Here is an 11,499-nt window from a genome sequence, read left to right as displayed (position 1 = left end):
CGCTCCCAATACCGCTTTGGTTCGCGCCATGGCTCGCTCCAGAAAGACGATGAGCGTAGTGTGGCATAAAGATAGTTAACCGAACAGTATTGGGTCATGTCTTGGATTAAATTGCCTGAACATGCTTTGCCGGGGGTAGCCCGGCGGCTAGTCACCTTTTCTTGTGTGGCCAAGAAAAGGTAACCCAAAAGAAGGCCACCCCACTGTGCCGTCCCTTCGGGATACCTTCGTCCGAGCCGGTCAGACGGGGGCTGCGCAACTCGCCCTGACAGCTTGCACAAACCGCAAGCTGCTGCGGAGCTCGAACAGTGCTCGCCTGAATCTCCCGCCTGCCCGGCTCGGACGAAGCGGCGCAGAAGGGGAATTTCAAAGAACGTGGGGTCACGCGCGTTGCGCATGTTCATATTGTCTTGACCTGTCCGGGCTTTGCCCGGACAGGGTGTTCTGCCCATGAGGGTCAGACACCATAATTCTTCTTTCTGGGGACTCTTCACGCTTCACGCCCTTTGTTGACTCAAGACCTCGAACTGTTCCCTGGCAGTTTAAGTTTCGTCCAGCAATTCTATCCAGTGCCGAACCGGCGTGGCGGTGCCGGATTGCAGATGCGTCAGGCAGCCGATATTGGCTGTCGCAATGACTTCGGGCTGGCGCGCCTGCAGGTGGCCGAGTTTACGTTCGCGCAACTGGGTGGAAATTTCCGGCTGCAGGATCGAGTAGGTGCCCGCCGAGCCGCAGCACAGGTTTGACTCGCTGACCGATATCACCTCAAACCCGGCCACGGTGAGCAGAGCTTCCACCACGCCGGTGATTTTCTGGCCGTGCTGCAGTGTGCACGGCGCATGGAAGGCGACGCGTGCGCGCGGCTTGGGCAGCGGCACATACCGGCTTTTGAGCAACTCGGCTTCGGCCAGCAAGACTTCGCTGAGGTCGCGCGTCAAGGCTGAAACCTGCGCGGCTTTAGCAGCATAGGCCGGATCGTGTTGCAGGTAATGCCCATATTCCTTGACTGTGACGCCGCAGCCGGAGGCGGTCATCACGATGGCTTCTGCGCCCGCCTCGATATGCGGCCACCACGCGTCGATGTTGCGGCGCATGTAATCCAGTCCTTCGTCCCGGGCGTTGAGGTGGTAGCTGACCGCGCCGCAGCAGCCGGCTTTATCTGCCGCAACCAGCGAAATGCCGATCTTATCCAGCAGCCGCGCCGCCGCCGCGTTGATGTTGGGCGCCAGTGCGGGCTGTACGCAGCCTTCCAGAACCAGCATGTGGCGTGCATGGCGCGCTTGCGGACGAGATGAAGAATTCTGTTTCTCGGGTAGTTTTGATTTCAGGCTGGCGGGCAAGAAGGGGCGTGCCGCGTGTCCCAACGCGAGCAGGCTGGAAAACAGGGTTGGGCGCGGCAGCACCTGACGCAGGGCGTAGCGTTGCAGGGCAGCCCGCGGGCTGCGCGCAACCTGTTTTTCGATCAGGTTGCGACCGATATCCAGCAGTTTCGAGTATTCCACCCCGGACGGGCAGGTGGTTTCGCAATTGCGGCAGGTGAGACAGCGATCCAGGTGCAGCTGGGTTTTTTCTGATACCTCACCGCTTTCCAGATACTGCTTCATCAGGTAGATGCGCCCACGCGGCGAATCCAGTTCGTCGCCGAGGATTTGATAGGTGGGGCAGGTGGCCAGGCAAAAACCGCAATGCACGCAGCTGCGCAGGATGCGTTCGGCTTCAACCCCTTCGGGCGTGTCGCGGATGAAATCGGCAAGCTGGGTTTGCATGGTCAGAACTCCGCGTAGAGTCGCCCGCGATTGAGTATGCCGTGCGGGTCGAATTGTTGTTTCAGGCGCTGGTGCAGCGCAAGCATGGCTTTGGGCAGCGGCTGGAATACGCCGGCGGATTTGTCCGCCGCGCGAAACAGCGTGGCATGACCGCCTGCCTCGGCCGCAGCGCTGCGGATGTGCCCGGCCGGGACATCGGACTTGAGCCAGCGCTGCGCCCCACCCCAGGTGACGGCCTGTTTGCCGGGCAGGTCAATGGGCGGCGTGGTGGCGGGCACCGACAGGCGCCATAGCGGCATATCGCCGCCGAACAGCGCGGCAGTTTGCTCGCGTGCGGCGAGCCAGAAAGCGGCGCCGTGCGGGTTCACTTCACCGCCCAGCTTCACTTGCGCAGCATGAATGCCCGGGCCGCTCCCTTCCAGCCGCAGCATCATCACGCCGCCGACCCAGGCGGCGGCGGAAATGGGCAGCGGCAGGCCGGCGAGCTGATTCATGCGGAGGATGGCGTTGTCCTGATCGAGCTCGAATTGCAGGGTGACCTCCTGGGCGGGGCGGGGCAGCACTTTGAACGAGGCTTGCAGGATCACACCGAGCGTACCCATGGCGCCCGCCATCAGACGCGATACATCATAACCGGCGACGTTCTTGATGACTTTGCCGCCGAAGTTGAGCACGTCGCCGCGGCCATCCAGCAACTGCACGCCGAGCAGCGCGTCGCGCGCGCTGCCGGCAAAGGCGCGGCGCGGCCCGGCGAAGCCGCACGCCAGGGTGCCGCCCAGCGTGGCGTGTGCGCCGTAATGCGGCGGCTCGAACGACAGCATCTGCCCGTTGGCGGCGAGCACGGCTTCGATTTCGGCCAGCGGGGTGCCGGCTTTTGCGGTCAGCACCAGTTCCACCGGCTCGTATTCGACGATGCCGCTGTGTGCGGAAAGATCGAGCAGTTGGCCGGTCGGCGCATTGCCGTACCAGTCCTTGCTGCCGCCGGCGCGGATTTGCAGCGGCGTTTGTGCGGCGATGGCGGCGTGTACCTGGTCAATGATTGCTTGCATGGGCGCCTGTCAGAATCGCGGTAATTCAGGATGCGGCAGTTGCCCGCCATGCACGTGCATCGCGCCCAGTTCGGCGCAGCGGTGCAGGGTGGGTACGGCCTTGCCCGGGTTCAATAATCCCTGCGGGTCGAACGCGGCCTTGACGGCGTGGAAAGCCTGCAATTCGAGCGGGCGGAACTGGACGCACATCTGGTCGATTTTTTCCACGCCGACACCGTGTTCGCCGGTAATGGTGCCGCCATGGGCGACGCACAGCTCGAGGATTTTTGCGCCGAAGGCTTCGGTTTTTTCCAGTTCGCCGGGGGTGTTGGCATCGTAGAGGATGAGCGGATGCAGGTTGCCGTCGCCGGCGTGAAACACGTTGGCGACGCGCAGTCCGTATTGCGCGGACAACAGGGCGATGCCGTGCAGCACGGTGGGCAGCGCGCGGCGTGGAATGGTGCCGTCCATGCAGTAATAGTCCGGCGACAGGCGCCCTACGGCGGGGAAAGCGTTTTTGCGCCCGGCCCAGAATTTGAGACGTTCGGCCTCGTTGCTGGCGGTACGAAATTCGGTGGCGCCGCTGACGGCGAGGATGTCGTGTACGCGCAGCACATCGTCGGACACCTCCTCGTTGGTGCCGTCCACTTCCACCAGCAGAATGGCGGCGGCGTCGAGCGGGTAACCGGCGTGGACAAAAGCCTCCGCTGCCTCGATCGCGGGTTTGTCCATCATCTCCAGGCCGGCCGGCAGGATGCCGCCGGCGATGATGGCGCTCACCGCGGCACCCGCCGTTTCGATGCGGTCAAAAGCCGCCAGCACCACTTGCGCGCGTTCCGGTTTGGCGAGCAGTTTGACGGTGACTTCGGTGATCACGGCGAGCATGCCTTCCGAACCGTGCATCAGTGCCAGCAGGTCGTAGCCCGGGCTGTCCAGCGCTTCGCCGCCGAGTTCCAGCACCTCGCCGTCGATGGTCACCGCGCGCACGCGCATGACGTTGTTCACCGTGAGGCCGTATTTCAGGCAATGCACGCCGCCGGAGTTTTCCGCCACGTTGCCGCCGATGGAACAGGCAATCTGCGAGGACGGGTCCGGCGCATAGTAAAGCCCGTGCGGGGCAGCGGCCTCGGAAATGGCGAGATTGCGCACGCCGGGCTGCACGCGCATGGTGCGCGCCAGCGGGTCCAGATGCAGGATTTTGTTGAATTTGGCCAGCCCCAGCAGCACGGCGTCCTCGCGCGGCAGTGCACCGCCGGACAAGCCGGTGCCAGCGCCGCGCGCAATGACCGGCACCCCGGCCGCATGGCACAGCCGCAAAATGGCGATGACCTGGGTCTCGGTGTCGGGCAGCACCACCACGCCCGGCTGGCATTGAAATGCGGACAGGCCATCCGATGCATAGGGTGCTACGTCTTCACGCACGGACAGCACCGCCGAGGCGGGAAGCAAGGTTTGTAAATCGCGGATAAGGGAAGCGCTGATCATGGTTACGTGAAAACGCTATTGGCCGGTTGAAGACAGGGACAAAATTACCGCAAAACTCATTTTCATCCCGATACCCTGAGGTGGATCAAATCGCGATTTTCAGGCTGATTCGAAGGGAAAGGTAATTCTACTGCCCTCGATTATTCACTGCCACCTGGTTTTGGCGCGACCAGGCGTTGCCAGGCTTGCGTCAGCGCGTTGGCATCGCCCACATTGCCGGGGAAGATCACTACCGGAATCTCGGGGAACGGGTGGTCGGCGGGCGTCAATACCACGCTGCAACCGGCCAGTATCTGTCCCACCAGTCGCGCAGTGGGCAATGCCAATCCCTTGCTCAGCATGTCGTTGGAAGTGATGCCGCCCTTGCTGATGATGAAACCGATGGTGGCGGGCAGACCGTGCACTACGTCCATCAGGAAACCGGAAACGTGTTCGCCGAACGCCAGGCGCGTTGCCTGGTCGGGAAACTGGCGTTCGACCCGGCTGGTGAAGATCACCGGCGTCAGGCCACTTTGGTGAGCACGAGCAACTTGCGCCAGCACTTTCTGGAGCAATGCCTGGCTCTGTTCCGGCATCCGGCTGACATCGACTTCCACGGCAACGACGCCTTTTTGCTGCAGCAACACGGCAAGTTGCTCGGTGGTTTTCTTGACATGCGAACCGACCACCACCACGCCGGGACGGCCATCCTTGACGTAGCGCCGCATGTCCTCGGCGGGTACCGGTTGCGGCGGCAGTTTGGCCAGCGCGGTGAGCAGACTGGCGGCGCTGCGGAACAGGAAGCGCTTGCCCCGGCTGGCGGCCTGTTCGAGGTCGTCGGCGAAGCGGTTGAGGTCGGTCTGGTTTTCCGCATCCACCACGCAGCAAGCATTCCCTTGCAGCGCCATCAATCGGTCCAGCGTGCCGGCGCGAATATTGTCCAGGGTGAAGCGCACCACTTCGTCGGCTTTGATCCTGCCCTGGGTTTTTTCTTCGACATAGTCGGGTAGAAAACTGTGACGGTAGCCGAACACGGAATCGCGCGCGAATTCGGTTTCGTGCACCGGCACGGCCTTGCCGTCCACTTTCAGGTAATGCACGCTGTCCACAGTGAAACGCCCGCCTTCGAAAAAAGCGGGGACCAGAAAATGCGCGTCGAACGGACCGAGCTCTTCGGCCATCACATCGGTTTCCACCGGATAGTGACCGCGCAGGGTCGAGTCGGAGCGGCTGATGAACAGGGCCGGACGATCAAATCCCGCCATTGCCAGCTTCAGGTTGTGGCATACCTCGCGCGTGATTTGCGCTGCCTCGGCGGCACCCATCCCGCGGGTGTTGGTGAGCACAAACATCAGCGGCGAAGCATCCGCCAGACCCTGCTTGAGCGTCGCTACATCCCAGCGGGTGAGCAGCAGACAACCATGCACGGTCTGTGAGCCGGTGGGGTCGTCGTCCAGAACAATGATTTTTGGTTGCATCGTAATTAACCTGAAAAAAACAGTTAGCCACTGAGAGCACAGAGTTGGGGCGGGTTTCGCATATATTCCAGCTCGCCTGATAGGCGAGCCAATATTTACGACAACCTCTTATATCCATCTGTGCTCTCTGTGGCTTGAATTGCGGTTTTAGGATTAAACCCTTTTCAGCTTTTAATTCCCAAGCAAGGCCTGCGCACGCTGTTCCAGCGCCTTGGCGTTCATACCGTTGAGGTCGAATAATTGACCTGCGGTCGCGGTGGTTTCGCCGCGCTGCCAGCAGAAGGTTTCACGACGGGCCGCACGCGTTCTCAGCAGTACCGGCTCCAGCATCGCGGAGGGACCGCCGCTGACGGCGATCAGCGCATCGCCGTGGAACAGCGCATCGAAATCCGCATCGCTCATGAACTTGCCGTCGGGCTGCGACACCGTGTTCCAGGAAACGTCGGTAGGACGATACAGGCGACGCGGGTTGACCACCGAGACGATGCGCACGCCCACGCCTTGCTTGGCCAGGGCTTCGGCTGCTTCGAATACCGGCAGCAGCACCATGTCGCCGGTGACTGCGAACACGACTTTGCCGTTGCCATTCTGATCCAGCAAAGTGATCGCGCCTTCCTCGATTGCAGTGCGGCTTTGTGCCAGCGTGGTGCGTACCGGTAGCGGCGTTTTCGAGGCGGTGATCACGATGCCTTTATTGTGGGTTTTCAGCGCCCATTCGTAAGCCGCCTGAATCGAGTTGGCGTCAGTCGGGAACAGCGGAAACACATTGCCGTTGCGCATCATGGCGGCGAAGTAGGCCTCGACCTCCGGGCGCTGATGGGTCCAGCCATTGCGTCCCTGCTCCAGTGCGCCGGCGGTGAACAGCGTCACCGTGCTGGGGGTTTTGCGGCGCAGTTCGGCCATCGCCTGGATCACGGTCTGCCAGATCGGCAGGCCGTTGATGACGAAGGACTCATACGAGCACCACAGCGATCTGCCGCCGAACAGCGACACGGCAGCGGCCAGACCGGCACAGGCATCCTCGTTGAGCGGCTCGTAAACCTGGCCGTTCGGGCCCTGGAAGTACAGTTCGTCCACCGTCGGGTGGCGGATGGTCAAGGCCTTGTTGATGTTGGCCATGGCCGAGGCTTCGTTGCCGTCGGCATTGGTGACGATGAAGCGCGGATCGCGCTTGCCCACTGCGCCGACGACTTCACCAAACGCGGTGGTCGGTATTTTGTTTTCCTTGCCGGGTTCGAATTCGGTCAGCGGCAGTTCGCCGAGGTCGGGCAGATCCAGCTCGAATTCCGTCACTACGGTTTTCACGGCCGGGCCGCCGCCGGCATGGCGGAAATTCTCGCGTACCAGTTCCCACGCTGCGGTGGATAGCGCGCGGCGTTGCAGTCCGGACACGACGTCTGCGCTCTCCAGAGTGTGATGGGCGTAGAGGTTGTGCGACTTGGAACCGGTGGCATGCACGCCGGTGCCTTTCAGTTGCTTGAGGATCAGCACCGACAACTCGCCGTTAAGCGCATGTTGTGCGGCGGCATCGCTGGCTTTCAGCACTGCACCGGCAAATGCCACGCGTTTTTCCCACGCGAACAGCGAGCTGTCGACATAGGCGCCGTCCTGATTCTGGTCGTCGAATTCCTTGGCGTCGACCAGATACACGTGCTTGAAGCCGTGCGCCTTCCAGTAGGCCGTCATGCGCGCATTGTCCCAGGTCGAAACCATGCTGTGATGTTCCTGGGAGTAGCCGTTCCACACCAGGATGGGCAGGAAGTTGGTGGCCTTGGGATAGGCGGTATTGAAGTGCACCATGGCACTCATGATGTACGGCTCGCCCAGGCCGCCGTCGCCGATGGTCACAGGGAACAGTTTGCCGGGGTGGAGCAGGGCGCCGGCCATGGCGAAGTGCTGGCCCTGGCCCAATGGGCCGGCGGGCGCCAGCAGGCCGGGAATGGCGCCGGACAGGTGGCCCAGCAGCCCGTGGCTTTCGCGGAAGCGGTCACGCATCTGCTGCACCGTGGTGATGCCCATTTCCTCGAGCGAAGTGTCGAGGAACATTGCGCTGTAGAAGCCCGGCGCATGGTGGCCGACTTCAGTCACGATATTGGTATGACCCAGCATCACCATGGAAGCATAGGCCTCGGCGCTGCTGGCGAAGCCGCCGGGATGGCCCGAGGATTTGGCGCCGGTCACCTGCAGGGTGAGATAGCGCAAGCCGTCGGCTACCAGCAAGGTCTGGTAGGCGGCTTTGCTGGCACTGGCGTCTTTTACGCCAGGTACATTTTCCGACAGGCATGGCGTATCGCCCATTTGTGCGAAATCCGGCATGGATTCCGCGAAATACTGTATGCCCTGGCAAAACGCTGGGATGGTTTGGGGTTCGATCAATTTCTTTTCCGTGCTCATTTTCGTCTCCAGAAAAATTCAGAAAACCGTTGCGGTAGCAGAGCGGATCTGCCGTCTTAAATTTCGTATCGTGAAATACAAATTCGCTGTATGAGAAATACTAACAAACCCCCTGCACAATTGCAATTTATTCAAACACCTTGGTCAGGCGACGCGGTTTTGCGGGGTGCCGTGGAAAAAAGCTTCGATGTTGTCGATGAGCTGGTCGGCGAGGGTCTGCATGGCTTCCCGGCTCGACCAAGCAATATGCGGAGTCAGGATGAAATTGGGTAAATCCAGGTCCAGCAACGGATTGCCCTGCCGCGGCGGCTCGGTGTCCAGCACGTCGAAGCCTGCGCCGCCTATCTGCCCGGCCCGCAATGCATCGAGCAGCGCGGATTCATCCACCAGACCGCCGCGTGCGGTATTGATGAGCAGCGCACTGGATTTCATCAGCCCGAATTCACGGGCGCCGATCAAGTGCCGGGTTTTCGGGTTGAGCGGCAAATGCAGGGAGAGGACGTCGCTTTCCTGAAGTGCGCTGTCGAAATCTGTATAACCCGGACGTATCGTGGTGGCACCCTTATGTTCCACGATCAGTACTTTCATTCCGAACGCCAGCGCGAGCCGCTGCACCGCTTGACCAATGGCACCGTGGCCGATCAATCCCAAAGTGCTGCCGTGCAGGTCGCGCACCGGGTGGGTGAACAGGCAGAACTGGTCGGCGCGCTGCCATGCGCCGTCGCGCAGGTCGGCTCGAAACGCCAGCATGTTGCGGCGCAGCGCCAGCATCAGCATGAAGACGTGTTCGGGGACGGTATGCACCGAATAGTTGCGGATGTTGGACGCCACGATATTGCGTTCGCGGCAACAGGCGATGTCCACATTGTCGGTGCCGGTGGCGGCCACTGCGACCATCTTCAGGCCGGGCAATTGCTCCAGTATTTCCCGGCGCAGCATGACCTTGTTGGTGATCGCGATGCTGGCATCGGCAAGCCGCGGCACGACCTGATCTGGCGCTGTAGCCGGATAGTCCACCCACTGGTGCGGAAAAGCCGGACGCCGGATGTCGGCAATGATGCTGTCAGAATCCAGAAAGACGATTTTTTCCATTGCCGCAACCCTAGTCATTACCTTTGCCGGACATGCGTTCCAGCACTTTGACCACTGCAGCAGAATCCAGATCCGCATCGCCGCTGCCCATCAGGGCATTGAGGTGTTGGGTGACCAGAGCGGCGGCGGGGAGAGCCACGCCCAACTGATGCGCAGTCTCCATGACGATGCGCATGTCCTTCTGGTGCAGGCCAACCTTGAAACCGGGCTTGAAATCGTTGTCCAGGATGCGCTGGCCGTGCACTTCCATGATCTTGCTGCCGGCAAAGCCGCCCATCAGCGCCGCGCGCACCTTGGCCGGGTCGGCGCCGTTGCGGCGCGCAAAGGTCAGCGCTTCTGCCACGGCCTCGATGGTCACCGCCACCACGATCTGGTTGCAGGCCTTGGCGACCTGTCCGGCGCCGCTGTCGCCGACGTGGACGATGTTCTTGCCCATGCATTCGAACAGCGGTTTGACGCGTTCGAATACCTCAGGCTTGCCGCCCACCATGATAGACAGGGTGGCGTTGATCGCACCGGTTTCGCCGCCGGAAACCGGTGCGTCCAGCATTTCGATGCCATGGGTTGCCAGGCGTGCTGCGAACGTCTTGGTGGCGGTAGGCGAAATGGTGCTCATGTCTACCACCACGGAGCCAGGCCGGGCGCCATGCACCACGCCGTGCTCGCCGAATAACACGGCTTCAACGTCCGGTGTATCCGAAACGATGGTGAAAATGATATCTGCATGTGCCGCGACTTCGGCTGGCGAAGCGCAGCCCGTAGCGCCTGCCGCGGTCAGCCTTTGCAGGGCTTCTGCGCGACGTGCAAATGCGTGCAGTGAATGGCCGCCCTTGATCAGGTTGATTGCCATCGGATAGCCCATGATGCCAGGGCCAATGAAACCGGTATTGATAGACATGGTGTCTCCTCGATCAGGTTTTCAAAAATACTTAATTCAAAAAGAATTTTGGCCACGGAGAGCACAGAGAACACAGAGTAAAAACAACTTATCGGTGGCTTTCTAGGATTCGTCCATCAAGGAAAATTCACCTCAAAAGCCGTGCTCTCTCTGTGGCCTCTGTGTTCTCTGTGGCTTAAACTTTTCCTTAAACGATTTTGGCCACGGAGTGCACAGAGAACACAGAGTAGAAATAACTTATGGGCGCCTTTCCGGGACTCGTCCACCAAGGAAAATTCACCTCAAAAGCCGTGCTCTCTCTGTGGCCTCTGTGTTCTCTGTGGCTTAAACTTTTCCTTTCCGGATCAATGCCAAAAAAATACTTTTTAGAATTGATGGACCAGCCATAGGCTGAACGGCAACGTGAACCAGAACAGCAGCGTACTCCATCCTACCAGTAGCGCTCCCGCTTCAGTATCCAGGTGAAAGCGGTCGGTCAGAATCAATATAGTCAGCATGGTGGGCATGGCCGTCTCGATGACTGCGGCATATTGCGGCTCATTCGCCGGCGCAAACAGCAGTTTCGCGGCGATCCATGCCAGCAGCGGCATCAGCAGCAGCTTGACAGCAGCCGTCGTCAGAATCACACCGTTTGGCCTTAGTTTGCGCCATGGAATGGACAGGCCGAGCACGAACATCATGATCGGAATGGTGGCCTCGCCGATCATCCGGGCAGCATGAACCAGCGGTTCGAAGGCCAGACCGGTGACATGCAATGTGGCGCCGATAATGAATGCCCAGATCGGCGGCATCCCCAGCATCACGCGCCAGATGGGCTGGCGTCCGACGCTTGCTTCCGGCGGGCCGAGCCGGGTACAAATCCACACACCCAGGCTCCATACCAGCGGCATGGTCATCAGCATGTCATGGAAAGCCGGATAGCGGGCTGCCTGCGGGCCATACAGAAAAGTCAGCACCGGCATACCGATGAAAAAGGTATTGCCGAACATGCCTCCCACGACCAGCGCAGCGCGCGTGCCGTTGTGCAAATTGCGTCCCACCGGCGAGTGATAAAGCAGGAGATACAGCACGACGGCGGCCAGCAGCGAGCCGATCCCGCCCAGCAGCGGTACCAGCAACAGCCCGGGCGTAATCGGTGTGGTCGCCGCGATGGAAAACAGGATGGCCGGGAAAAACAGGTTGAGTACCAGCCGGTTGAGCTGGATGCGCAAGGTCTTGCTGGGGACTTCCTGGAAGTAGCCTGGCCAAATTGCTCCTGCGCCAACCAGGATGGCGATGGGGAGCATTACCTCGATCATCAATTTGGCCAGATGATTCAGATCCATGTTTTCGTAACATTCCGGTATGAATAAACATGCGCACGAGCGCGCAGTGGCGAA

8 protein-coding genes are annotated in these 11,499 nt (G+C 60.7%); all 8 read right to left on the bottom strand.

Going from position 1 to position 11,499, the window contains the following annotated elements; genetic code table 11:
- Positions 1–542: 542 nt before the first annotated feature.
- Positions 543–1,766, bottom strand: a complete 1,224-nt coding sequence (gene glcF / locus EI185_RS05495) for a glycolate oxidase subunit GlcF (RefSeq protein ID WP_124704123.1) — start codon at positions 1,764–1,766, stop codon at positions 543–545.
- A 2-nt stretch (positions 1,767–1,768) separates the two neighbouring features.
- A complete protein-coding gene (gene glcE / locus EI185_RS05490; protein WP_124704122.1) occupies positions 1,769–2,815 on the bottom strand; it encodes a glycolate oxidase subunit GlcE in 1,047 nt (348 codons plus the stop codon).
- A 9-nt stretch (positions 2,816–2,824) separates the two neighbouring features.
- A complete protein-coding gene (locus EI185_RS05485) occupies positions 2,825–4,279 on the bottom strand; it encodes an FAD-linked oxidase C-terminal domain-containing protein (RefSeq protein WP_124704121.1) in 1,455 nt (484 codons plus the stop codon).
- Positions 4,280–4,419: 140 nt separating this feature from the next.
- Complete coding sequence (locus EI185_RS05480) at positions 4,420–5,736, bottom strand: four-carbon acid sugar kinase family protein (RefSeq protein ID WP_223247689.1); 1,317 nt, start codon at positions 5,734–5,736, stop codon at positions 4,420–4,422.
- A 171-nt stretch (positions 5,737–5,907) separates the two neighbouring features.
- Complete coding sequence (locus tag EI185_RS05475; protein ID WP_124704119.1) at positions 5,908–8,130, bottom strand: phosphoketolase family protein; 2,223 nt, start codon at positions 8,128–8,130, stop codon at positions 5,908–5,910.
- 144 nt (positions 8,131–8,274) lie between these two features.
- Positions 8,275–9,222, bottom strand: a complete 948-nt coding sequence (locus tag EI185_RS05470; RefSeq protein ID WP_124704118.1) for a D-2-hydroxyacid dehydrogenase — start codon at positions 9,220–9,222, stop codon at positions 8,275–8,277.
- Between the two features lie 10 nt (positions 9,223–9,232).
- Positions 9,233–10,114: a 2-hydroxy-3-oxopropionate reductase gene (locus EI185_RS05465; protein ID WP_124704128.1), complete on the bottom strand. Its 882-nt coding sequence runs from the start codon at positions 10,112–10,114 to the stop codon at positions 9,233–9,235.
- 371 nt (positions 10,115–10,485) lie between these two features.
- Positions 10,486–11,445, bottom strand: a complete 960-nt coding sequence (locus EI185_RS05460; protein ID WP_223247688.1) for an AEC family transporter — start codon at positions 11,443–11,445, stop codon at positions 10,486–10,488.
- Positions 11,446–11,499 lie beyond the last annotated feature (54 nt).

Origin of the sequence: Sulfuriferula multivorans (assembly GCF_003851125.1) — a bacterium.
Taxonomy (GTDB): Bacteria; Pseudomonadota; Gammaproteobacteria; order Burkholderiales; family Sulfuriferulaceae; genus Sulfuriferula; species Sulfuriferula multivorans.
Note: the sequence above shows the minus strand (reverse complement) of the source record. Positions and strands in the feature narration are given on the sequence as shown.

Coding starts and splice junctions, on each gene's coding strand:
- EI185_RS05460 (WP_223247688.1), bottom strand. CDS start 11,445: ATGGATCTGAATCATCTGGCCAAATTGATGATCGAGGTAATGCTCCCC.
- EI185_RS05470 (WP_124704118.1), bottom strand. CDS start 9,222: ATGGAAAAAATCGTCTTTCTGGATTCTGACAGCATCATTGCCGACATC.
- glcE (WP_124704122.1), bottom strand. CDS start 2,815: ATGCAAGCAATCATTGACCAGGTACACGCCGCCATCGCCGCACAAACG.
- EI185_RS05480 (WP_223247689.1), bottom strand. CDS start 5,736: ATGCAACCAAAAATCATTGTTCTGGACGACGACCCCACCGGCTCACAG.
- EI185_RS05475 (WP_124704119.1), bottom strand. CDS start 8,130: ATGAGCACGGAAAAGAAATTGATCGAACCCCAAACCATCCCAGCGTTT.
- glcF (WP_124704123.1), bottom strand. CDS start 1,766: ATGCAAACCCAGCTTGCCGATTTCATCCGCGACACGCCCGAAGGGGTT.
- EI185_RS05485 (WP_124704121.1), bottom strand. CDS start 4,279: ATGATCAGCGCTTCCCTTATCCGCGATTTACAAACCTTGCTTCCCGCC.